We start from the raw sequence: 23,720 nt of genomic DNA on the forward strand, positions 1-23,720 counted from the left end.
GTTTCTCTTCCTCCGAAGCGGGATGCAAAAGTAGGAAAATTCCATCAACCTCCAAACCCTTTCCCATTATTATTTCATGAATTCTCCTAACTCATTAAAGGCTAGGCAGAAAATTAAATTTACCCTCCGGGCAGGCCATGATCTGCCCGGCTCCCGGGGTAACCCGCCGGGGCATCGCCCAGGTTCTACCCAGGCACAACTCAGGCGATTTACCTCAGCTTGGCCTGGGAAGAGCCTGAGAAACCCCTCAGAAAAGCCTGATTTCTCCCCAACCGGTATACAGTCGGCACAGCGCCGGTACCCAATGGATACCTTACTTTTTTATCTTCAGCTATTAGGTGTATTTATTACCAGTGTTTATTGCGGAATGCTGAGCTTGAAGAAGCTGCGAAGCAAAATCAATCACCAATGACAGCGTGCGTTCGCTATACTGAATTCGCCATGCCGGCGAAGGCCGGCATCAGCATCTCTCAAGAGAAAGAAAGCCCTGCTAGTGCGAGGTGCTGACCTCGAAGAAGCTGCGAAGCAAAATAAATTCAGGATGACGATCGATTATATTATATATACACCTATTATAATCTATACCTATATATGGTATACACTATTATATATATACACCTTCACTCTATACATCTTCATTATATATACATCTATATATAGTTATATATATACACCATATATATAAAGGATAGAGCTCCTACCACACCACAACAACTTCCTGTTTTCTGAAGAACCCAACAAAACCATAACCACACAACAAAAATTTAAACGCTCAACCTCCCAAACAGAAAAATGGATTATATTTATATACTGATATAATACAATAACTCAATATGGATCATAACGACAAATCATTGTCTGCATTCCTCCAGGGGAAATCACCTCACGCGCTTGAACTTTTCAATCACTTTGTTTCCTGCTACCAACAAATTGGCGATATAAAATTTCATGCTACCAAAACAATGATCGCCTTTTCCGCCAGAATCAATTTTGCCTACATTATACAGTTTGGCAAAAACTTCATTGATGTTGTATTTCCATTTAAACAGCCATATGAAGAAAACATGTGTTTCCAAAAAATTAAGCTTGTTCCGGGAAGTAACGATTACAATCACCACCTCCGCATATACTACAAAGAAGACATAAATGACGAGGTAATAATGTACATGAGTATGGCTTATAAAAATGGAAACGTTAAATTATGTTAAGCACTTGATAGGATGAATGCCTTTACATAGCTTAGCGTCCTATTATTTTTAATTGACGGTATCGTATTATTAACTTATCTTTGCAGAATGTTTAAAATTAAACACGTATTACTATTAAGTTTCACCATTATAGCCCTTACTATTGCAGGTTGTAAAAGTCAGTTTGAGAAAATCAGACTGAGCAACGACGTAGCTAAAAAGTATCAGGAGGCTATGAAGCTATACAACAAAAAGAATTATTCTAAGGCATTGATCTTATTTGAAGACTTGTCTCAAAAATACAGAGGAAGAGCTGAAGCAGAAGAATTGAACTATTATTACGCTTTAACTCTTTACAAACTAAGAGATTACACCACTGCAAGATATCAATTTAAATCATTCGCTGATAGTTATCCGACTAGTAAATACGCTGAAGAATGTAGATATATGAGCGCTTATTGCTATTATCTGGATTCTCCAAGACCTAGTTTAGATCAGGAAAATACTTACAAAGCGATTGATGCATTACAGCTTTTCATCAACTTTTATCCAAAAAGTGAACGTGCTGTTGAGGCCGCAAAATACATTGGTATTCTACGTACAAAACTTGAAGATAAAGCCTACGCTAATGCTAAAATGTATTACGAAATAGGTGGTAATGGTGGTGAAGCATCTAACTACAGAGCAGCTGTTATCGCATTAAAAAATGCGCAAATCGATTATCCAGATATTAAATATGCTGAGGAAATGGATTTGTTAATGATCAAATCGCAATATGCTTTTGCAAAAAATAGCATCGAGGATCGTCAGGAAGACCGTTACAATGAAGCTATTACATATGCTAATGAATTTGTAGAAGCTCATCCTGAAAGTAAACTCTTAAAGGAAGTAAACGGCTTAAAAAAAGACAGTGAATCTGGAATAGAAAGTGCTAAACGCTTTATAGCTGAACGCCTTGCTAATTACGAAAAATATAAATCTCAATTAACAAAAGAAGCTAAAAGAGATAGTACTGCAACTAATACAATTAAAACCCCCAACAGATAATGAATACGAATAAACCCGCAATACCAAATACTACGGTTACTAGAAATGTTAATGATCTGGATCAAAAAACCGGAAACATCTATGAGTCTTTAGTAATTATTTCTAAAAGGGCTAATCAGATTTCTAATAACATGAAAGAAGAGCTTCACGGCAAATTAGCTGAGTTTGCATCTTCTAACGATAATCTTGAAGAGATTTTTGAGAACAGGGAGCAAATTGAAATCAGCAAGCACTATGAGCGTTTACCAAAACCTTCATTAATTGCTATTGACGAATTCCTGAACGATAAAATTTATCACAGAAATCCTGCTAAAGAGCAACAATAATATCACGCATAGGTATTAACCATGCTAAAAGATAAAAACATCATTCTAGGCGTTTGCGGCAGCATTGCGGCATACAAATCAGCAACACTGGTAAGATTACTGGTAAAAGCTGGCGCAAACGTCAAAGTAATTCTTACTGCAGACGCGGCAAATTTCATTACTCCGCTAACTCTTGCAACCTTATCAAAACATCCTGTCTACACTCAATACTTCGAAGAAGAAACCGGAGTTTGGAGTAATCATGTCGAGTTAGGTCTTTGGGCCGACTATATGCTGGTTGCCCCTGCTAGTGCAAATACATTAGCCAAAATGGCTACAGGACTGTGCGACAATTTACTTACCGCAGTTTACCTTTCTGCAAAATGCCCTGTATTGGTTGCTCCGGCAATGGATCTGGACATGTGGAAACATGAAACCACCCAAACTAATATAGAAAAGCTTCTATCCTATGGCAACCTCCTTATTGCCCCAGGCAAAGGAGAACTAGCTAGTGGTTTGTATGGCGAAGGTAGAATGGCTGAGCCCGAAGAGATTGTTTCATTTCTATCAGAAACAATCCGCAAAGACCTTCCCCTATTAGGAAAAAAGGTATTGGTAACAGCCGGCCCTACTTACGAGGCTATAGATCCTGTACGCTTTATAGGCAATCATTCCTCTGGTAAAATGGGTTTTGCCATTGCTGATCGGTTTGCAAGCTTAGGGGCTGATGTAACATTAATTACTGGGCCAACGGCTGAAAAAAGTACCCAACAACTCAACAGAATTGATGTAGTAAGTGCTGCACAAATGCTTGCAGCTTGCAAAAAAGCTTTCTCCGATGTGCAAATCACGGTAATGAGTGCCGCAGTGGCTGATTATACTCCCGTTACCACAGCAAGTCAAAAGATAAAGAAAACAAGCAGTGAATTTAGTCTGGAGTTAAAAAAAACTGAAGATATCCTTGCAACTTTAGGTAAGTTAAAAACCAAAAATCAACTACTTGTTGGTTTTGCTTTAGAGACTGAAAATGAGGAGGAACACGCTAAGGGAAAGCTTACCAGAAAAAATCTCGACCTCATTGTTCTTAACTCCTTAAATGATAAAGGTGCCGGATTTAAAATGGATACCAATAAAATAACTATCTTTAATAAAGCATTTGAGAAAACAGTTTTTGAAATGAAATCTAAAACTGAGGTCGCCAAAGACATTTGCAGTGAAATTTTAAAGCTTATCTAAGCATGATAAAACGCTACTTACTTATTTTATTTTCCCTTTTTACTTGTCAAACCTTTGTTAATGCGCAAGAACTAAATGCAAGAGTTCAAGTTCAGGCTCCTACTGTTCCTAATATGGACAGGAGAAATCTGGAAGTGCTTGAAACTACGTTAAGGGAATTTTTGAATAACAATAAGTGGAGTAACGAAACCTATACACCTCAGGAACGTATCGAGTGTAATTTTGTAATCACGATAACTGACTGGGACGGTAGTTCTGCCTACAAAGCAGAAGCTCAGCTTCAATCGAGCAGACCCGTTTATGCATCTGCTTACAACAGTACTTTACTTAACTTAAGCGACAAAGATTTCGATTTCAATTATGCTGAGGGGCAGTCTTTAGACTTTTCTGATCAGACCTACATTTCTAACCTTAGCTCTCTGCTGAGTTTTTATGCCTACACCATTATTGGATTAGATAAGGATAGCTTTAGCAGCCTTGGTGGCACTCCGTATTACAAAAAGGCATCTACCATTCTAAACAATGCTCAAGTATCTCCAAATAAAGGCTGGAAAGCTTTTGATGGATTGCGTAACCGCTACTGGCTAAATGAAAACCTGTTAAATAAGTCGTTTGAAGATCTTAGGGCTTTCATCTATGATTATCATTTCAATGGGCTTGATCGCTTGCAAGACAATACAGGCAGAGGTGTTAAAAAGATGATTACCTTACTAAGCGGGTTAAAACAAATGGACAAACAAAAGTTGGGTTCTATTTTCCCTAACTTTTACTTTTCTACTAAGGCCGATGAGGTGGTAAATGTGTTTTCTATCCCTACCGGAGATCCAACAGATCGTATAAAAGCCTACAACTTGCTTGTGCTAATTGATCCGGCTAACATCAACAAATACGAATCGCTTAACCAAGCGGTGGCTCCTCTTAATCAAGGGCTTAAAAAAAATCAGTAAAAAAATGTTAAATATATTTTGTTTATACGAATACATTCGTACATTTGAATACGAAACAATTCGTATAAGCAAAATATGACTATATCCACAAACCTTAAGCCTACAGAAAGCGAATTAGAAATCTTACAGATACTATGGGAAAAAGGTAATTGTACGGTAAGAGACGTTCATGAAATCTTAGAGAAAAGTAAAGATTCTGGTTATACTACTACATTAAAGCTAATGCAGATTATGCACGAAAAAGGATTAGTAGCTCGTGATACCTCTTCTAAAACTCACATCTATACTTCACTGGTAAATCAGCAAAAGACTGAACAACACCTGGTAAATAAAATGATCGATAATGTTTTTAACGGATCGGCGGCGAGATTGGTAATGCAGGCACTTGGAAACCATACTGCAAGTAAGGATGAAATTGATTCGATAAAAAAATATCTTGATGAATTAAGCAAATAATCAACCTTAAGAACCAAACTCAAAGATATGGAAGCAATAGTAAACAGCCTGATTAAAGCTACCGGATGGAGCATTTTCCACTCCTTATGGCAGGGCGCAATCGTTTATGGCGTACTTATAGCCATCACAAGTGCATTTCCTAAAATAAATGCAAAAATTAAGCACAACCTTGCCTATGGGGCATTATGCCTTATATTTTTAGGGTTCTGTATCACCTTCTTTTCAATATTTAAGCTTCCTACAAATAGCGTGGCCGTTGCAACAAATCAAGCAACCAACATTGCACAGAACGAATACCTGATCCATTTACCTCAGGATATGAGCAGCATAACGGAAAACTTTTTCCCTTATCTGGTAAGCATATATAGCATAGGACTATTATTTCAACTGTTTCTTTTAGGTGTTGGCTATAAAAAACTAATTGATTTAAAATGGGCCGAACGTAATCCAGTACCTGCTACATGGCTTCCTGTTTTTGAATCAATGGTGGCCAAGCTAAATCTTCGTCAGAATATTGAATTCTATTTGTCTTCAAGAGTGAATGTTCCCTTGGTTATCGGTTACTTGAAACCTGTAGTACTGTTTCCGGTTGCCCTGGCCTCACAACTTGATATAAAACAAGTTGAAGCAATATTAATACATGAGCTTTCGCATATACGCCGAAACGACTACCTATTAAATCTTATAAAAACCGGTATTGAAACAATACTATTCTTTAATCCATTTGTATGGTTAGGTGGCCGATTAATAAATATAGAACGTGAACATGCCTGCGATGATCTTGTATTAAAGTTCACCGGCAATCCGCTAACCTACGCACATGCGCTTTTAAAACTTGAAATATTAAAAAACAAAACCACTCCTGCCCTATCTATGGCGGCAACAGGGGATAATCAACATTTGTATCAACGAATTAAAAGAATAACTGATATGAAAACGAATTATATGAATGCCAAACAACAGATTTTGGCAATAACACTAACAATAGCAACTATAATATCATTAGCTTGGATTAGTCCTGCTAAAAAAGCACCGGTTGTAAATAAGGAGCGCAAAATCAGCAAAAAAATAGAAGTTGAAGGAATAGCTATAAAATCCAAAATACAAATCTTGCCGGTAGCTGTGCATACTAAAGATTGTGATGGAAATTTAGCCAAAACAGATACCACAAAGAAAAAAAACAAGTTTAAGATTGTTACAGTTGATGCTAAGGGGAATAAAGTAGAATACAATTCTCTTAAAGAAATGCCTGACAGCTTAAAACAGGAAGTAGTAAATGAGTCGTTTATAAATGATTTCAAGTTTGACTTTAAATTTGATATAGACTCAATAACAAATGCAAGTATGGCATTTATGAAATCTCCTGAGTTTAAACAACAACTAAAAGATGTGCAAAAGAATGCAGCTGAAATGGCTAAACATTTCAATTCCGCTGAATGGAAAAAACAACAAGCTGAAATTCAAAAGAATGCATCTGAAATGGCTATGAAAGTTGCTCAGGATATGCGCAAACAATTTAATTCTCCTGAATGGAAAAAACAGCAGGCTGATATTCAAAAAAGTGCTTTAGAAATGAGCAAAAAATTCAACTCTGATGAATGGAAAAAACAACAAGCTGATATCAAAAAAAGCATGGAGGACTTACATTCAAAAATGAACTCACCTGAGTTTAAGAAAGAGATGGAAGAAATAAAAGAACTAAAAAACTCAGATGAATATAAAGAGCTAAAAAGCAAATTTGAAAAAGGAGTTGACAGCATTAAAAAGAAAAAAGGGATCAAATCAGATATGCAGGTAAATTAATTGCACTTAAATATCAAGGAGATTGTTTCCTAATAAGCATTAAACCACACAATAAAATTAGATTGAGGGCAGAAGAGAAATCTTCTGCTTTTTTGTTTGCAAGAATAAACTACCATTGGTTAAGTTTTCATAATTTAGCAGAGTAATATGCTACAAAAACTTTCTATTCGTAACTATGCTTTAATAGATAGTGTTGATTTGGAACTTAATAAAGGTCTAAATATCATCACTGGTGAAACAGGTGCAGGTAAGTCAATCATGCTTGGTGCACTATCTCTAATATTAGGTCAACGTGCTGAAACCAAATACTTCTTTAATCAAGCTAAGAAGTGTATTATCGAAGGTCAGTTTCTGCTTAACGATGCTGCACTGCAATCTATTTTTGAAGAAAACGACCTCGATTTTTACAAAGAGAATATTTTAAGAAGGGAGATATCAACAGACGGTAAGTCGAGGGCTTTTATAAACGACACCCCCGTTACACTTACCGTAATGAAACAGGTTGGTGAGAAACTCATCGACATACATTCCCAGCATGCTACTTTAGAAGTAAACGATCAGGGTTTTCAGTTACTCGTTGTAGATACTTTAGCAAATCATCAATCACTGTTAGCACAGTATCGCGAACAGTATAAAGTTTACAAAAAGGCACAACAACAGCTTACCGTTTTACAAGACGCTGCTGCAGATGCACGCAGTCGCCAGGACTACGAGCAATTCCTCTTTAATGAGCTTGAAACCGCTGCTTTAAAAGTTGATGAGCAGGAACAACTCGAAACGGAACTGCAAATGTTAAGCAATGCCGAAAACATTAAAAGAGGCCTCTTAACTAGTTACAATCTATTAAGCGAGCAGGAAACCTCAGTACTCCCTTTATTGAAAGAAGCCATCAATCAACTTCAAAGTATTGAGAAGTTTAATGCAGACTATGCTTCATTAAATGAGCGTTTACGTTCATCGCTGATAGAGATTAAGGATATAGCTCAGGAAGCTATCGCTTTTGAAGAAGCTATAATCTTTAACCCTTCAAGAATTGAGGATATAAATTCACGTTTGGATAGCATTTATAGTCTTCAGCAAAAACATAGGGTAAATACTATTGAAGAGCTTTTGGCTATTGAAGAACAGTTATCCAAAAACTTAAGTGAGATATTGAGTGGCGATGAGGAGATTGAGCGCCTTGCCAAAGAGATTAGCCTGATGAAAGAAGATCTGGAGGAGAAAGCCATTGAACTGTCTTCTAACCGCAGCAAATCTATAAGTAGTGCAGAAGATCAGGTAGCTAAAGTTCTTACCCAGGTTGGTATGCCTAATGCTAAAATCAAGATTGAACGAGAGGTTCTTCCCGAATTAAATAAAGACGGAAAAGATAGTATTACATTATTGTTCTCTGCTAATAGCGGGCAGGCCCCCGCGCCTGTTGGCAAGGTTGCTTCAGGAGGTGAACTTTCCAGACTAATGCTGGCCATTAAGTCTATCATGGCTAAACACACTTCGTTACCTACCTTAATATTTGACGAAATAGACACCGGAATTTCAGGTGAAACAGCAGTTCGTGTTGGTAATGTTATTGGAGATTTGGAACAGAATATGCAGGTAATCTGTATCACCCACCTTCCACAGATTGCAGCCAAAGGCGAAGCGCATTATTTTGTTTATAAAAACGAAGAAACTGATCGGACTACTACAGGCATTAGAAAATTAAAAACTGAAGACCGAATAAAAGCCATTGCTGAAATGCTTAGTGGTAAAGACCCAGGAGCCTCCGCACTTAAAAATGCACAAGAGTTACTCGGCATCAGTTAATTTATAACTGCCCCCGCATATCTTTCATATTTTTATTACTTTCGATAAATCATAAGAAGAATCAAAAATAAAAGATATGTATAATTTACTAAAAGGTAAACGCGGTATCATTACTGGAGCATTAGATCAAAACTCAATTGCATGGAAAGTTGCAGAGAAAGCGCATGAAGAAGGTGCTCAATTTGTTTTAACCAACGCTCCTATTGCAATGAGAATGGGCGAGATTAATGGTCTGGCTGAAAAAACAGGTTCTCAAATCGTTCCTGCCGATGCTACCAATGTTGATGATCTTACCAACCTATTTACACAGTCGCAAGAAATACTAGGCGGTAAAATAGACTTCGTATTGCATTCTATTGGTATGAGTGTAAACATCCGCAAGAAAATTCCATACACAGAATTAAACTACGATTATTATCAGAAAGGGATAGATGTGTCCGCTTTTTCATTCCATAAGATGCTTGCCGTTGCCAAAAAACTTGATGCAATAAGTGAAGGTGGTAGTGTTGTAGCACTAACCTATATGGCGGCTCAACGCACCTATCCGTTCTATACCGATATGGCCGATATTAAAGCAATGCTTGAATCTATTGCCCGTAGCTTTGGGTATCATTATGGCTTAGAGAAAAAAGTACGTATCAACACGGTTTCTCAATCTCCAACTAAAACCACGGCGGGATCAGGTATTAAAGGTTTCGGTGATTTCTACGATTATGCAAATTCAATTGCACCATTGGGTAATGCCGATGCTGAATCATGTGCCGATTACTGTATCACCCTTTTCTCAGATTTAACCCGCATGGTAACCATGCAAAACCTTTTCCATGATGGAGGATATTCTTCGACCGGGGTAAGCGATATTGTTATGCAAAAAATGGGATTAGAAGAATAACTAGTTAGCTTTATATCCATGATCCGTCAATTATTATTAGCCATTTCTCTGATATGTTTTTCTTTTAATGTTTACGCACAAAATTCATATTCAATTAGTGGGGTTGTTAGAGATCAGAAAGAAACTTTGCCGGGTGCCGGCATTTATATAAGTGGATATAAAATAGCTACAGCAGCAGATAATAACGGAAACTTTAAGATCAACAATCTTCAGCCGGGAAATTACGACCTCCTGGTTCAGATGGTAGGCTATCTACCCTATTCTAAAAATGTTGTTATATCTGATAAGTCTGTAGAGGTGGTATTAACTTTAAAGGAAAACACCGTACAATTAAATGAGGTTGTAATCCGCGCGGACCCTAACCGTGCAAAATATATTGAGCAGTTTAAAGAGTTCTTTATAGGAAAGTCCCCTAACGCTGCTCAATGTAAAATACTAAATCCCCAGGTTCTTAATATTGATTACGACCCAACCAAGAGCCTACTCACAGTAAAAACAGATGAGTTTTTGGTTATAGAGAACAAAGCTTTGGGCTATCGACTAAAATATATGCTCGATAATTTCGAGTACAATTCCCGCACTCATATAATTTATTATTCCGGACATCCATTTTTTGAAGAATTGAAAGCTTCTTTGGCCAGAAGAAAAAAATACATCGCAAAGCGAGAAATTGCATATTACGGATCCTCTCAGCATTTCTTTAAAGCACTTTTTCAAAACAAAACCAAAGAAGAGGGCTTTATTATTAACAAAATGGTTAAAGTTCCTAATCCAAGCCGCTACCCCGATAAAGTAATAAACGACAAATTAGCCAAACTGAGAACCATCCCTCCGAGAACCGGAATCTTTAAAACTGACGCTAAAATAGATACTGCCCAAGTTAGCTTCTGGTTAAAGCAACAGGATATGCCAAAATATCTGGAGAAAATGGATCGTGCGGAGGTAATTCCTGATACCTTGGTTCATTATTATAATCAAAATTTAAAGTATCTGGATTATACAGATGCACTATGCATCGTATATACAAAAGAAAGGGAGTCATTAGCTTATTCTAAAAGCGGCTTTTGGATTTTTCGTCCACTGGATATGCCCGATCACGAAATTTCTGTGGCCAATTTAATAGGTGGGCCAATCAGATTTTATGAAAACGGAGGAATCCACGACTCAAGATCCTTTTTATATGAAGGTTTCTGGGCTTACGAAAAAATTGCAGATATGGTGCCCATGGATTACATCCCACTCAAATAGCCCGCAGACATGACCAAATCGCTTCTCATAACCATATCCTTATTACTTATTGCTCTTTTTGCCAGCAGTCAAAATTCAGTCTCCATATCCGGAACCGTTAAAGATGTTAAAGGAGAAATCTTACCAGGAGCAGGCATCTATTTAAGTGGTTATAAGATTGCAGCAGTTTCAGACAATAGTGGGAAATTCACATTAGCTAATCTGAAGCCGGGCAACTACGATGTACTTGTTCAAATGATGGGTTATTTACCCTTCTCAAAAAATGTGATCATTTCTGATAAGTCAGTTATCCTTGAAGCTACCCTGCACGAAAGTGTTACCCAGCTCAAAGAGGTGGTTATTAACATCGATCCTAACAGGAAAAAGTATATTGAACTATTTAAGGATCGTTTTATTGGAAAAACACCAAATGCAGAAAAATGCAAAATTCTAAACCCGGAAGTTTTAATAACAGAGTATGATAAAGGCAGAAGGATTTTAAAAGTTACTGCCGATGAATTTCTAATTGTCGAAAACCAAGCATTAGGCTATCGGATTAAATATCTGTTAAAGTACTTTGAGAATGATTTCAATTCAAACATTATATTCTTCTCAGGGCTTCCGCATTTCGAAGAGCTTGATGGCTCAAAATCTAAAAAGAAAAAGTGGCTAAAAAATAGGGAGATCGCATATGCAGGTTCTACTCAGCACTTTTTTAAATCGCTTTACAACAACAAAACCAAAGAAGAAGGTTTCATTATCTACAAGCTTAGAGAAGTAGAAAATAAGAACAGATTAGCTGATAAACTTATAGATAATAAGATAAAGCTTTTTACATCTCAATCCAGAACTGCATTCTTAACAGATTCAAGTAATGACTCTCTTATTTATTGGCAAAGAAAAAAGAATGAGCCAAAAACGGTGCAAGTATTAAACAGGTCAGAAGTATTAACTGACACATTGGTAAAAACAATTTACAAGGATCTAAAAACGATAAATTACACCGATGCCTTGTATATCATGTTTACAAAAGAAAGGGAAACGAAACTATATACCTCTACATCGGGTCATGCGGTAGGTAGGCCCGCTGACATTCCCAATTACCAGATATCCGTTATGTCCATGATAGATGGCCCTGCTAACTTTTATGAAGTTGGTGCTGTACAAGATCCAAAATCATTATTGTACTCTGGATTTTGGGGATACGAAAAGGTAGCAGATATGGTTCCATTAGATTACGTACCCGCTCAAAAAAGTGAGTAACTTTCTTGTGAAATTACTAATAATATTAGTAATTTTAACTAATGATATTAGACAAAGAAACACCGGACAATTACCACAAAGGTAGAGGGGCTCAATTTAATCCTCATAATCGCTTTGCTAAAAATGATTATGTAAAAGAGCATGATGAAGGAATTGATGAGTGGGAAGAAGAAGATCATAAAACGACTTTCATTTTAGGCAAATCAAAATCTATTGTTAATAAGGTTGACAGCCCCGATGTGGGTATGCTCTATTCTCTTAATCCCTATCAAGGATGTGAGCATGGCTGTACCTACTGCTATGCCAGAAACGCACACGAATATTGGGGCTTCAGTGCAGGTTTAGATTTTGAACGCAAAATAATTGTAAAAACAGATGCCCCCATTCTATTTAAGAAGTTTCTTGAACGCAAAGGCTGGGATGCTTCTACCATTTCCTTATCCGGCAACACAGATTGCTACCAACCTGCAGAACGGAAATTCAAAATAACCCGACAACTTCTGGAAATTGCCCTGGCTTATAAGCAACCCATAGGCATGATCACCAAAAATGCCTTAATTCTTCGCGACATAGACATCTTACAAGAAATGGCTAAGCTCAACTTGGTTTTCGTTTATGTTTCTATTAATAGCTTAAATGAAAAGCTCCGTTCAAAAATGGAACCGAGAACAACTACTGCCAAACAACGCTTAAAAATAGTAGAAGATCTTAGTAAAGCAGGAATACCTATGGGCGTTATGGTTGCTCCTCTTGTGCCCGGATTAAGTGATCATGAAATCCCCGTTATCCTTAAAACAATTGCCGGCTGTGGGGCAATATCAGCAGGGTATACTGTTGTACGACTTAATGGAGCAATAGGTGGTATATTTGAAGATTGGCTACGCAAAAACTATCCGGACCGTTTCGAAAAAGTATGGCATATGATTCAATCCTGCCATGGAGGTAATGTAAACGATAGTAGGTTTGGGGATAGAATGAGGGGCGACGGCAACATTGCCAAATTAATAAGGGATAGCTTTAAACTTCATTGCCGCTTAAACCATCTTAACGAGAAAAAAATGGAGTTGAACTCAGGTCTTTTTAAAGTACCGCAAGCTCAACTCGATCTATTTTAAAATTAAGAAAGGAAATTATCCTCTTCTCTGTATGCTTGTATTACGCGAAGCTCCCCTTCTTTACCCGATTTAGAATTACCATGTTCCATACCCATAACACCTTTGTATCCTTTTTCATAAAGATGTTTAAATAAGTTCTTATAGTTGATCTCTCCGGTTGTAGGCTCATTTCTACCCGGGTTATCACCAATTTGAAGATATGCAATCTCATCCCAGCATCTGTCAATATTCACCATTAGCTGGCCTTCTGTTTTTTGCATATGATAAATATCATAAAGGATTTTGCAAGATGGGCTTTTTACCGCTTTACAAACAGCATAAGTTTCGTGCGTTTGCTGTAAAAACAACTCAGGCGTATCACTTAAAGTTTCAAGTACCATAATTAAACCATGTGGTTCAAAAATCTCAGCGCCTGCTCTCATTGCATCTACAACGTTAGCAAATTGATTTCCATAAGGCAGGTGACGCTCATAAAATCCAGGCACAACTGTAAGCCATTTTGCATTACATCTTTTAGCTGCTTCTACAGATCTTTTACAAGTCTCTACAAACTTATCTTTAAACTCTTTTTTACCCGTTGTTAAAGATGTCTTCCAGTTGTCACCGCCATCAACAACAAAAACGCCCATTCTCATGCCCAATTTGGCAAGCAAATCTCCAATCTTTGTTTGTTCATCAACAGATCTTCCTAAAAAGCCATTGTCCTCAATAGAACGAAAGCCCTGATCATGCATAAATTTAATCTGATCTAGGAAACTGTTACCAGCACTGTTCTTAAACATTCCCTCATGAGGTGCATAATCAAGATTAAAAGTTTTACCAGCCAAAGCTGAGCCTTGCCCTACTGTAGTTTTATCTGCAGCAATTCCATTTAATGAAGATCCAGCTACAAGCGCACCAGTGGCTACAAAGCTGTTTCTTAAAAATTCTATTCTGTTCATATTTTTGGTATTTGGTTAGGTACTTATTTTAATGATGGATTACTCTATTATCATCTTTTTAAACCCGGCGGTGAGTGTATCAGCAACACTCCCATCCTTACGGCGATAAATAATGTAAGCTTCCATGTTTTTTTTAGCTGATATAAAATCAAGCGCTTCATTAACATTCATGGCCATTACAGGACTATCATATCCATCGGCAGTAATAGCATCCTTAGCATAAATAGTTACACTAATCAATGCATTATCTAAAGGATATCCGGTTTTAGGATCTATCAAATGAGCTACCTTTTTAGCGCCCTTCTGTAAAAACTTCCGGTAATTGCCTGCAGTGGTTATTGCACCTTCATTAATAGCTATTACATGTCGTACTACAGGTTCAGCATTTGGAGAATCGGCTGGCCCCTCAATACCTATATGCATTGCGGTACCATCAGGTTTTGGCCCTTTCATTCTTAACTCGCCCCCTATTTCTACTACAAAAGATGTAATTCCTTTGTTTATTAAATAGTCAGCAACCACATCAACGCTGTACCCTTGTGCAATCCCATTAAGATCTACGTTTACACATGACTTCTTCTTTTTAAGAAAATTACCCTTTAAGCTCAGGTTCTGCATCCCAACGCACTTAAGCAATTCCTTAATCTTAGCACTATCAGGAAACTTATCTATTGGTTTTGCCCCAAAACCCCATGCTTGTACCAATGGTTCTACCGTTACATCAAACTTGCCCTTTGTGGCTTTATAAACCTCAAAAGATTTTGCCATTACTTTAGCAAAATGAGGGTCTACAACCAAACCATCCTTAGAAGCATTAAACTTATTGATTAAGGAATATGATTTATACAACGACATAGAAGAATCTATAACCATCAGAATACTATCAACATTCCCTTTGGTTACAATGCTATCTCTCGCAAAATACTTGATAGAATAGTCAGTACCCTGAGCATATCCATGAATAGCATACTGTCGCAGATCTTCCTTCTTAAAAAGAAGAAAAATTTGCGACAGCAGCAATAAAATAAAAGCTTTATTTATAGAAAACATTACGTTAGTAACGTTTAGATCACCTTAGTTTGTCCTGGTGTAGGAATTGGATACAATCCATTAGCATCAGGTAATAACTTTGGTTTTGCAGTCCAGCTCAACTCGTCAGGGAATAAACTGTTGTCTGCTTTTAAAGCATCATCCCATTTAATGGTCTTTCCAGAATAGGTAGCATAACGACCAATAATTGCGGTCATACAGCTTTTTGCACCACGTTCTGCATCCCAGAATTTGTACTCACCTTTAGCAATTGCTGCAAAAAGTTCGTCATGCTCAGTTTGGTACGGATTAGGATTTACTTTTGAGTTATAGTTATAGATTAATTTATTTTTTGAATCGTATAACCTTCCTTCGTTACCTGCCGATAAGAAAACACGACCTTTAGTTCCGTGGAAACTTTCATCAACGCGGTTATCAATACCTTCAAAGTGACGGCACTGGCTATTAATCACAGATCCATCTGCATAAGTTAACTCTACAGAGTGATTGTCATAAATTTCACCGTAATCTTTTCCGGTTCTCCATGCGCGACTACCTGTACCTTGAACAGAAACCGGATAAGCATTTTTAACCCAGTTAGCAATATCAATATTGTGTACATGTTGCTCAACTATATGATCACCACATAACCAATTAAAATAGTACCAGTTACGCATTTGGTATTCCATTTCAGTTTGGCTCGTTTCACGTGGCTTTACCCAAACTCCACCACTGTTCCAATATACCTGACCGCCAGTGATATCGCCTATAGCTCCATCCTGAATGCGTTTAATAACATCTCTGTAGTTATTTTGATATCTACGTTGCAGACCAACAACTACGTTTAATTTCTTAGTTTTTGCAATTTCAGCAGCAGCTAAAACTTTACGGATACCCGGTGAGTCAACAGCCACTGGTTTTTCCATAAATACGTGTTTACTCTGGTTAACAGCCTCTTCAAAATGACTAGGTCTGAAACCAGGAGGAGTTGCCAAAATAACAACATCAGCTAATGCAATTGCTTTTTTGTAAGCATCAAAGCCTACAAACCTACGTTCTTTAGGAACATCAACTTTAGCACCAAATTTATCAGAAATCTCTTTGTAAGCACCTTCTAATCTATCGCTAAAAGCATCAGCCATAGCAACAAGTTTAAGGTTTTGCTTAGTACTCAATGCCTGAAAAGCGGCACCGGTACCACGACCGCCGCAACCAATCAATGCAATTTTGATGGTGTCATCAACAGATGAATGAGCTCCGCCGTTAGCAAAAGCAACTCCATTCAACATAACACCTCCGGCAACAAGAGCCGAAGTTTTTAAAAATTCGCGGCGTTTGTCGCGCAGTTCTTCATTGTTCATTGTAATTTAGGTTTATATATGGTTCTTAGTATGTGTGATTGATCGTTTAATAATCTTTAATCGGCGCTTTGCTGTAATAAGCTTCTATCTCTTCTTTAGATGGTGGCGTTACAGGTCTAACTAACCTCATCCCAACAAAAGGAGCTTCAGGGAACCACCAATTACTTTTCGGAATCTGAGGGTCCAACTGTTTCCAGCTTGGGTCTGATGCTAATCTTGATGCTGAACGTGCATCTTTCGCTTCATCATTATATGCGCCACCTCTTACTGCATTTGGATATAATTTCTCCGGAACAGCGACAGGATCATTTGCTTTATCTCCTTTTACAGAAGCATAGAAATCAGGAATATACTGGTCATAAGTCCATTCCGCTACGTTTCCATACATATCGTATAATCCCCACGCATTTGGTTTTTTCTGACCAACAACATGTGTTTTACCATCGCTGTTACCGTTAAACCAAGCATAATCACCTAGTTTAGAGCCGTCGTTACCAAAGGAGTATTCTGTAACAGATCCTGCACGACAAGCGTATTCCCATTCTGCTTCAGTAGGAAGTCTGTAAAAAACTCCAGTTCTGGCATAAAGCCATTTGCAATACTGAATAGCGTTGTAGTGAGTCATTGCAAGAGCAGGCTGTCCTTCTTTACCCATGCCAAAAGTCATATCCAAATATGGCTTAGTAGGTCTTGTTATTGCATCAACATTTTTTGGAATTGGAGCAGTGCTATGCGCTGCTTCATAATCTTTATATAAAAATGGTTCATAATTATCCCAGATCACTTCGTAGGTACTCATCCAAAAAGGAGCAACCTTTACTTTATGAACCGGCTGTTCGTCTGCATTCCCTTTTTTACTTCCCATCATAAATTCACCGCCGGGAATGGCAACCATGTCGAAAGACAGCTTCGTCCCTTCCAATTGTTGTTTATAAGATGCGGGTTTCTCCTGTGCTAAAGTTGTTTGAACAGCAAGGAATGCTAGAGGCACTAATAATGATAATTTCACTTTCATTTATAAAATTTTGATACAACAAATATTTTAACCTAACCTATTGATTCTCTAAAATAGAGTCAATAATTGATAAACCAAAATCTGCGCCCATATAATTTCACAAAATGTGTAAATTAAACACTAAGCCAATCTCAAAAAAAATAAAATTATAACAAAAAAACGGCTGCTAGATGATCATCTAACAGCCGTTTCGTATTAACCGGAGGTATTTTATTCTACACTTCCTTCTTCTTTTTTCTTTTTCTTACCCGGACTTCTATTTTCTACTACAATTACGTCTCCTTCTTTGTCGTAATCAATCTCTAAAATATCTCCGTCATGAATCTCTCCTTTAAGAATTTCTTCTGCAATCGGATCTTCAAGGTATTTTTGTATCGCACGTTTCAATGGTCTTGCACCGAAGGCCGAATCAAACCCTTTCTCAGCTATAAAATCTTTCGCTCTCTCAGTCAATTTAACCTCATACCCTAAGTTATGAACACGACCAAATAACGATTTCAATTCTATATCAATGATTTTGAAGATTTCTTCTTTACCTAATGAGTTGAAAACAACTACATCATCAACACGATTAAGGAACTCAGGAGCAAAAGCACGTTTTAAAGCACTTTCAATAACGCCTCTTGAGTGTGCATCAACCTGATTAACTTTAGCTGAAGTAGAGAAACCAACACCTTGTCCGAAATCTTTTAACTGGCGTGCGCCAATGTTAGAAGTCATAATGATAATCGTATTTCTAAAATCCACTTTACGACCTAAACTATCGGTTAACTGTCCTTCATCAAGAACCTGCAATAAGATGTTGAATACATCAGGGTGAGCTTTCTCAATCTCATCCAAAAGAATTACTGCGTAAGGTTTACGTCTAACTTTTTCAGTTAACTGACCGCCTTCTTCATAACCCACGTATCCCGGAGGCGCTCCCACTAAACGTGATACCGCAAATTTCTCCATGTACTCACTCATGTCAATTTGAATTAGTGAATCATCACTATCAAACATAAAACGAGCAAGCTCTTTAGCCAATTCAGTTTTACCAACACCTGTTGGGCCTAAGAAAATAAATGAACCAATTGGTTTTTTAGGATCTTTTAAGCCGGCTCTGGTACGTTGAATAGCTTTTGTAAGTTTTTTAATGGCATCATCCTGACCAATAATTTTCTGTCCAACAGTCTCGTACATATTCAATAGCTTAACGCTATCAGTTTGTCCAACACGTTGCAATGGAATACCGGTCATCATTGAAACAACCTCAGCCACGTTATCTTCTGTAACAGTATAACGTTTAGTTTTTGTTTCATTTTCCCATTCAGCTTTAGCACGCTCAAGCTCTTCCAAAAGATTCTTTTCAGTATCTCTTAATTTAGCAGCCTCTTCGTATTTCTGGCTTTTTACAACTTTATTCTTTTCAAGTTTGATCTCTTCAATCTTGTTTTCAATCTCAATAATGTTTTCCGGAACATGAATGTTGGTTAAATGAACTCTTGAACCAGCCTCATCTAAAGCGTCAATAGCTTTATCCGGTAAAAACCTATCAGTAATGTATCTTGATGTTAAAGCCACACAAGCATGAATTGCTTCATCGGTGTAAGTAACACCGTGGTGATCTTCGTATTTTTCTTTAATACGGTTTAATATCTCAATAGTTTCATCTGGTGTTGCAGGCTCAATCATTACCTTTTGGAAACGACGATCCAATGCACCATCTTTTTCTATATACTGACGGTATTCATCAAGTGTTGTGGCACCAATACATTGAATTTCGCCCCTTGCCAAAGCAGGTTTGAACATGTTAGATGCATCTAATGAACCAGAAGCACCACCTGCACCTACAATTGTATGAATCTCATCAATAAATAGAATTACATCGGTCGATTTTTCAAGCTCATTCATCACAGCTTTCATACGCTCTTCAAACTGACCACGGTATTTAGTACCTGCAACTAATGATGCGAGATCTAAAGTAACCACGCGTTTGTTAAAAAGAACCCTCGAAACTTTGCGTTGTACAATCCTTAAAGCCAAACCTTCAGCTATTGCAGATTTACCAACACCAGGCTCACCAATTAAAATTGGGTTGTTCTTTTTACGACGAGATAAGATCTGAGACACACGCTCAATTTCTTTTTCACGACCAACAATCGGATCTAATCTACCTTCCTCAGCCGCTTTCGTTAAATCTCTACCAAAATTATCTAAAACCGGAGTTTTAGATTTTATGTCTGAAACTTTTTTAGGGCTACTAAAGCTTTCCTCTTCACGATAATCTTCATCACCACCTGTCGATGCACTATTTTGAGTCTCGTCTTTGAATCCGTTTTTATTCACTTCAACCTCCTGCTTAAAGATTTCGTAATTTACGTTGTATTGTAATAAAATCTGAGACGCAATATTATCATCATCACGAAGGATGGACAACAATAAGTGCTCTGTTCCTATCAAATCGCTTTTAAAGATTTTAGCTTCAAGATATGTTATCTTTAAAACCTTTTCAGCCTGCTTGGTTAAAGGAATATTACCCAGATTTACTGTTACACTCGAGGTACCTCTTACAGAATCCTCTATTGAACGGCGAAGTTTTGAAGTATCAACTCCTAATGATTTCAATATCTTAATGGCCATACCATCGCCTTCGCGAATAAGGCCTAACAAAAGATGTTCTGCGCCTATGTAATCGTGACCTAATCTCAGGGCTTCTTCCCTGCTAAAAGAAATCACGTCTTTTACTTGTGGAGAAAATTTAGCTTCCATATATACCTTTCTAAAATCCGGAATGCTCTAAACTATAAAAATTGTCTTAATAAAAAGCATCCCTGATTTTTTTATTTTATCAACAATTACGCCATTGGCTATTAATTAGATGTTACGACTGCCGTTATTTCATAAATCTTACTAATCTTTGACTAATTTACTGATATTTGCAAGTTAAGAAGCAATTATGTCAGAAGAAAAAATAATATTTTCAATGGCGGGGGTAAATAAGATTTACCCTCCCCAGAAGCAAGTTTTAAAAAACATATACCTTTCCTTCTTCTATGGTGCCAAAATCGGCGTTATTGGTTTAAATGGATCAGGAAAATCATCGGTTTTAAAGATTATCGCCGGTATCGACAAAGCCTTTCAAGGTGAGGTTGTTTTCTCTCCTGGCTACACTGTAGGTTATCTAGCACAGGAACCCGAACTAGATGAAAACAAAACAGTTAGAGAAGTTGTTGAAGAAGGTGTAGCTGAGATTACCGCTATCCTTAAAGAATACGAATCTATTAATGAACAGTTTGGCCTGCCAGAGATCTATGAAGATGCTGATGCAATGGATAAACTGATGACTAAACAAGGTGAACTTCAGGATAAAATCGATGCTGTTAATGCCTGGGAGCTAGATAACAAATTAGAGCGTGCAATGGATGCCCTTCGTTGTCCAGACCCGGATGCAAAAATCTCAGTATTATCAGGTGGTGAGAGAAGACGTGTGGCCATGTGCCGTTTACTACTTCAGGAGCCGGATGTTTTATTACTTGATGAGCCTACCAACCACCTTGATGCCGAGAGTATTGACTGGTTAGAGCAGTTCTTAAAAGAATATAAGGGTACTGTAATTGCAGTTACTCACGATAGGTATTTCCTTGATAATGTTGCAGGCTGGATTCTTGAATTAGACAGAGGCGAAGGTATTCCATGGAAAGGTAATTACTCATCATGGTTAGATCAGAAAGCTAAGCGTTTGGCTCAGGAAGAAAAAACTGAAAGCAAACGTCAGAAAACACTTGAGAGAGAGTTGGAATGGGTACGTATGGCACCAAAAGCACGTCATGCTAAATCTAAAGCTCGTCTATCAAACTATGACAAGCTGGCATCCGAGGACTCAAGAGAGCGAGAAGACAAGCTGGAATTATTTATCCCGGCAGGTCCAAGATTGGGAAATGTGGTAATCGAAGCAAACAATGTTACCAAAGCTTATGGTGACAAATTGTTATTCGAAAACTTAAGTTTCTCGCTACCTCCGGCAGGTATAGTAGGTATTATTGGCCCCAATGGTGCAGGTAAAACCACGTTATTCCGCTTAATTACTCAACAAGAAACTCCTGACACCGGAACATTCCGTGTTGGTGATACGGTTTCTCTTGGTTATGTTGATCAAATGCACAATGACCTTGACCCAACCAAAACGGTTTATGAAAATATTACTGATGGTTTAGACAATATTCAATTGGGTAACAAAGCGGTAAATGGCCGTGCATATGTTTCTAAGTTTAACTTTAATGGTGGCGATCAGCAGAAAAAAGTTGGTATTTTATCGGGTGGTGAGCGTAACCGCGTACACCTGGCTATTACACTAAAGAAAGGCGCCAACGTATTGTTACTGGATGAGCCAACCAATGATATCGACGTAAATACTTTACGTGCACTAGAAGAAGCCCTAGAAAACTTTGGCGGCTGTGCTGTAGTAATCAGTCACGATCGTTGGTTCTTAGACCGTATCTGTACTCACATTTTGGCTTTCGAAGGAAACTCGCAAGTTTACTTCTTTGAAGGTAATTACAGCGATTACGAAGAAAACCGTAAAAAACGCCTTGGCGATGTAACACCTCATCGCATCAAGTATAAAAAATTAGTATAATACCCTTTAAATGAAACGAGTGTAATCATGATTAATAATTACACTCGTTTTTTATTTTCGTCATTCTGGCGCAGGCCAGAACCTCGCACTAGCAAGGCTTTCTGCCTCTTGAGAGATCCTGAAATAAATTCAGGATGACCGGCTTAGCTTTCTTTGAAAAATCTGTTACTTACTTATATTGCTTTTGTATTCTTAACAACAGCTCTTTTGTTTTTTTGATTCCCGCATCTTCCGACAAGCCATCACCTTCATATTCAATCCCGACAATGCCTGTCCATTTTGCCGCATTTATAATTTTGAACATACGATCATAGTCAATATCCTTTTCATCACCTTTATCGTTGAAATTGAAAGTTTTGGCACTAATTCCTTTTGCAAATGGAACCAGATCAGCTACCCCTTGGTACATATCATATACCCTATCAGCGCTTACTCTAAAGTTGCCAAAATCAGGCAATGTACCGCAATAAGGGCTGTTAACCTGTTTCATCACATCCGACAACCATTTTCCATCAGAAGAATAGCCACCATGATTTTCTACAATAATGTTGATTTTATGTTGCTTACCATATTCAGTAAGCTTACTTAAACCATCAACTACGGCAGTTTTCACGTCCTGCTCAGACCCGTTACCGGCAGCATTTACACGAATAGTTTTACAACCCAATGTTTTGGCCGCATCTACCCATTTATAGTGATTTTCAACAGCTTTTAAGCGTGCTTTCTCATCCAGGTTACCTAATTCGCCCTCCCCATCAATCATAATCAGATGGTTTTGAATTCCCTCACCTTTGGTTATACTTAATAGCTCCTTAAGATATGCCGGATCGGTCTCTTTTTTATTAAAAAATGGACTTACGTATTCAACTATATCAATACCGAAATCTCTTTTTGCTTTTACTGGAAACTCGAGATTTGTGAGTTTACCCCCAAACAATGATTTATGTAAAGACCATTGTGCCAGAGATATACTGAAAAACTCCTTTTTAGGAAGTGCCAATGCATCAAACGGAATTAGAGAAGAAAGCCCTGCAGCAGCAGACAGCATTCCTAAATCTTTGAGAAAACTTCTGCGGTCTTTAGTATCCATAGTTAATAAGTGTATAGTGGTTCTAGTTTATGTTTCTTATCGTCTAAAATAGATAATAATTTCATTTTTTTGAAAAAAATAAAATGCTGTATGCGCTTTACAAGCCAAGATTTTGGGTCATTTCACCTCAAGGGTGTGGTACCCCCCCGCCACTGCCAAAAGCAAATAAATATTCCTTCCTTTATTTTCTAATACGAAAAGGCATCAAATAGTAATGAATAACATCTGAAATCTTGTTGGAGGAGCTAACACCTTAGACTCAACTCAGACTCAGGTCAGACTCACCTTATACTTAGGTTAGACTTTTGTCTGAAAACACGCTCTATTGAGTCTTTTTAAAAACTGTAAAGAAGCTGATGTATTATAATGACTAAAAATAAAA

Annotated in this window: 19 protein-coding genes; 13 read left to right on the forward strand and 6 right to left on the reverse strand. The window is 37.6% G+C overall.

Features of this window, described 5'->3' with window-relative positions; translation table 11 throughout:
- Nucleotides 1-833 precede the first annotated feature (833 nt).
- From HQN83_RS13280 to HQN83_RS13335, 12 genes are all read left to right on the forward strand, one after another.
- The gene (locus HQN83_RS13280) at nt 834-1,208 is read left to right on the forward strand and encodes a DUF5655 domain-containing protein (protein ID WP_173090843.1); all 375 of its coding nucleotides are present in this window, start codon (nt 834-836) and stop codon (nt 1,206-1,208) included.
- 87 nt (nt 1,209-1,295) lie between these two features.
- Nucleotides 1,296-2,234, forward strand: coding sequence for an outer membrane protein assembly factor BamD (locus HQN83_RS13285; RefSeq protein WP_173090844.1), 939 nt, complete (start codon nt 1,296-1,298; stop codon nt 2,232-2,234).
- On the forward strand, nt 2,234-2,560 hold the full coding sequence (locus tag HQN83_RS13290; RefSeq protein ID WP_173090845.1) for a DNA-directed RNA polymerase subunit omega: 327 nt from the start codon (nt 2,234-2,236) through the stop codon (nt 2,558-2,560). The genes HQN83_RS13285 and HQN83_RS13290 overlap by 1 nt, the downstream gene beginning before the upstream one ends.
- Nucleotides 2,561-2,581: 21 nt before the next feature.
- Complete coding sequence (gene coaBC / locus HQN83_RS13295) at nt 2,582-3,775, forward strand: bifunctional phosphopantothenoylcysteine decarboxylase/phosphopantothenate--cysteine ligase CoaBC (RefSeq protein ID WP_173090846.1); 1,194 nt, start codon at nt 2,582-2,584, stop codon at nt 3,773-3,775.
- Nucleotides 3,776-3,777: 2 nt separating this feature from the next.
- The gene (gene porD / locus HQN83_RS13300; protein ID WP_173090847.1) at nt 3,778-4,722 is read left to right on the forward strand and encodes a type IX secretion system protein PorD; all 945 of its coding nucleotides are present in this window, start codon (nt 3,778-3,780) and stop codon (nt 4,720-4,722) included.
- Nucleotides 4,723-4,797: 75 nt separating this feature from the next.
- Nucleotides 4,798-5,178 (forward strand): BlaI/MecI/CopY family transcriptional regulator, encoded by a 381-nt coding sequence (locus tag HQN83_RS13305; RefSeq protein WP_173090848.1) that lies wholly within the window; start codon nt 4,798-4,800, stop codon nt 5,176-5,178.
- A gap of 27 nt (nt 5,179-5,205) precedes the next feature.
- Nucleotides 5,206-6,981, forward strand: coding sequence for a M56 family metallopeptidase (locus HQN83_RS13310; protein ID WP_173090849.1), 1,776 nt, complete (start codon nt 5,206-5,208; stop codon nt 6,979-6,981).
- A gap of 147 nt (nt 6,982-7,128) precedes the next feature.
- On the forward strand, nt 7,129-8,787 hold the full coding sequence (gene recN / locus HQN83_RS13315) for a DNA repair protein RecN (protein ID WP_173090850.1): 1,659 nt from the start codon (nt 7,129-7,131) through the stop codon (nt 8,785-8,787).
- A 76-nt stretch (nt 8,788-8,863) separates the two neighbouring features.
- Complete coding sequence (locus HQN83_RS13320) at nt 8,864-9,679, forward strand: enoyl-ACP reductase FabI (protein ID WP_173090851.1); 816 nt, start codon at nt 8,864-8,866, stop codon at nt 9,677-9,679.
- Between the two features lie 18 nt (nt 9,680-9,697).
- Nucleotides 9,698-10,927 (forward strand): carboxypeptidase-like regulatory domain-containing protein, encoded by a 1,230-nt coding sequence (locus HQN83_RS13325; RefSeq protein WP_173090852.1) that lies wholly within the window; start codon nt 9,698-9,700, stop codon nt 10,925-10,927.
- Nucleotides 10,928-10,936: 9 nt separating this feature from the next.
- On the forward strand, nt 10,937-12,169 hold the full coding sequence (locus tag HQN83_RS13330; RefSeq protein WP_173090853.1) for a carboxypeptidase-like regulatory domain-containing protein: 1,233 nt from the start codon (nt 10,937-10,939) through the stop codon (nt 12,167-12,169).
- Nucleotides 12,170-12,210: 41 nt separating this feature from the next.
- Nucleotides 12,211-13,284, forward strand: coding sequence for a PA0069 family radical SAM protein (locus tag HQN83_RS13335; RefSeq protein ID WP_173090854.1), 1,074 nt, complete (start codon nt 12,211-12,213; stop codon nt 13,282-13,284).
- 2 nt (nt 13,285-13,286) lie between these two features.
- Here HQN83_RS13335 and HQN83_RS13340 read toward each other — a convergent pair whose 3' ends face one another.
- From HQN83_RS13340 to HQN83_RS13360, 5 genes are all read right to left on the reverse strand, one after another.
- Nucleotides 13,287-14,225: a hydroxypyruvate isomerase family protein gene (locus HQN83_RS13340; RefSeq protein WP_173090855.1), complete on the reverse strand. Its 939-nt coding sequence runs from the start codon at nt 14,223-14,225 to the stop codon at nt 13,287-13,289.
- A gap of 39 nt (nt 14,226-14,264) precedes the next feature.
- Entirely contained in the window at nt 14,265-15,275 is a 1,011-nt protein-coding gene (locus tag HQN83_RS13345; protein ID WP_173090856.1) for an FAD:protein FMN transferase, read from the reverse strand.
- A gap of 14 nt (nt 15,276-15,289) precedes the next feature.
- Nucleotides 15,290-16,615 carry a Gfo/Idh/MocA family protein gene (locus HQN83_RS13350; RefSeq protein ID WP_173090857.1) on the reverse strand — a complete coding sequence of 442 codons (1,326 nt, stop codon included), beginning with the start codon at nt 16,613-16,615 and terminating at the stop codon, nt 15,290-15,292.
- Between the two features lie 46 nt (nt 16,616-16,661).
- Nucleotides 16,662-17,630: a formylglycine-generating enzyme family protein gene (locus tag HQN83_RS13355; protein ID WP_173090858.1), complete on the reverse strand. Its 969-nt coding sequence runs from the start codon at nt 17,628-17,630 to the stop codon at nt 16,662-16,664.
- A gap of 210 nt (nt 17,631-17,840) precedes the next feature.
- Entirely contained in the window at nt 17,841-20,381 is a 2,541-nt protein-coding gene (locus HQN83_RS13360) for an ATP-dependent Clp protease ATP-binding subunit (protein ID WP_173090859.1), read from the reverse strand.
- 187 nt (nt 20,382-20,568) lie between these two features.
- On the opposite strand from HQN83_RS13360, the gene ettA reads away from it, so the two are divergent.
- Nucleotides 20,569-22,248 (forward strand): energy-dependent translational throttle protein EttA, encoded by a 1,680-nt coding sequence (gene ettA / locus HQN83_RS13365; protein WP_173090860.1) that lies wholly within the window; start codon nt 20,569-20,571, stop codon nt 22,246-22,248.
- 169 nt (nt 22,249-22,417) lie between these two features.
- On the opposite strand, the gene HQN83_RS13370 is transcribed toward ettA, so the two are convergent.
- On the reverse strand, nt 22,418-23,338 hold the full coding sequence (locus tag HQN83_RS13370; protein WP_173090861.1) for a TIM barrel protein: 921 nt from the start codon (nt 23,336-23,338) through the stop codon (nt 22,418-22,420).
- Nucleotides 23,339-23,720: the final 382 nt, after the last annotated feature.

Origin of the sequence: Pedobacter foliorum, assembly GCF_013266735.1 — a bacterium.
GTDB classification, from domain to species: domain Bacteria; phylum Bacteroidota; class Bacteroidia; order Sphingobacteriales; family Sphingobacteriaceae; genus Pedobacter; species Pedobacter foliorum.

Bases quoted from the DNA above. Each gene is read 5' to 3' on its own strand.
- HQN83_RS13310 (WP_173090849.1), top strand. From the start codon at position 5,206: ATGGAAGCAATAGTAAACAGCCTGATTAAAGCTACCGGATGGAGCATT.
- HQN83_RS13350 (WP_173090857.1), bottom strand. From the start codon at position 16,615: ATGAACAATGAAGAACTGCGCGACAAACGCCGCGAATTTTTAAAAACT.
- HQN83_RS13305 (WP_173090848.1), top strand. From the start codon at position 4,798: ATGACTATATCCACAAACCTTAAGCCTACAGAAAGCGAATTAGAAATC.
- HQN83_RS13335 (WP_173090854.1), top strand. From the start codon at position 12,211: ATGATATTAGACAAAGAAACACCGGACAATTACCACAAAGGTAGAGGG.
- HQN83_RS13280 (WP_173090843.1), top strand. From the start codon at position 834: ATGGATCATAACGACAAATCATTGTCTGCATTCCTCCAGGGGAAATCA.
- ettA (WP_173090860.1), top strand. From the start codon at position 20,569: ATGTCAGAAGAAAAAATAATATTTTCAATGGCGGGGGTAAATAAGATT.
- HQN83_RS13370 (WP_173090861.1), bottom strand. From the start codon at position 23,338: ATGGATACTAAAGACCGCAGAAGTTTTCTCAAAGATTTAGGAATGCTG.
- recN (WP_173090850.1), top strand. From the start codon at position 7,129: ATGCTACAAAAACTTTCTATTCGTAACTATGCTTTAATAGATAGTGTT.
- coaBC (WP_173090846.1), top strand. From the start codon at position 2,582: ATGCTAAAAGATAAAAACATCATTCTAGGCGTTTGCGGCAGCATTGCG.
- HQN83_RS13355 (WP_173090858.1), bottom strand. From the start codon at position 17,630: ATGAAAGTGAAATTATCATTATTAGTGCCTCTAGCATTCCTTGCTGTT.
- HQN83_RS13330 (WP_173090853.1), top strand. From the start codon at position 10,937: ATGACCAAATCGCTTCTCATAACCATATCCTTATTACTTATTGCTCTT.
- HQN83_RS13285 (WP_173090844.1), top strand. From the start codon at position 1,296: ATGTTTAAAATTAAACACGTATTACTATTAAGTTTCACCATTATAGCC.
- HQN83_RS13290 (WP_173090845.1), top strand. From the start codon at position 2,234: ATGAATACGAATAAACCCGCAATACCAAATACTACGGTTACTAGAAAT.
- HQN83_RS13360 (WP_173090859.1), bottom strand. From the start codon at position 20,381: ATGGAAGCTAAATTTTCTCCACAAGTAAAAGACGTGATTTCTTTTAGC.
- HQN83_RS13345 (WP_173090856.1), bottom strand. From the start codon at position 15,275: ATGTTTTCTATAAATAAAGCTTTTATTTTATTGCTGCTGTCGCAAATT.
- HQN83_RS13340 (WP_173090855.1), bottom strand. From the start codon at position 14,225: ATGAACAGAATAGAATTTTTAAGAAACAGCTTTGTAGCCACTGGTGCG.
- HQN83_RS13320 (WP_173090851.1), top strand. From the start codon at position 8,864: ATGTATAATTTACTAAAAGGTAAACGCGGTATCATTACTGGAGCATTA.
- HQN83_RS13325 (WP_173090852.1), top strand. From the start codon at position 9,698: ATGATCCGTCAATTATTATTAGCCATTTCTCTGATATGTTTTTCTTTT.
- porD (WP_173090847.1), top strand. From the start codon at position 3,778: ATGATAAAACGCTACTTACTTATTTTATTTTCCCTTTTTACTTGTCAA.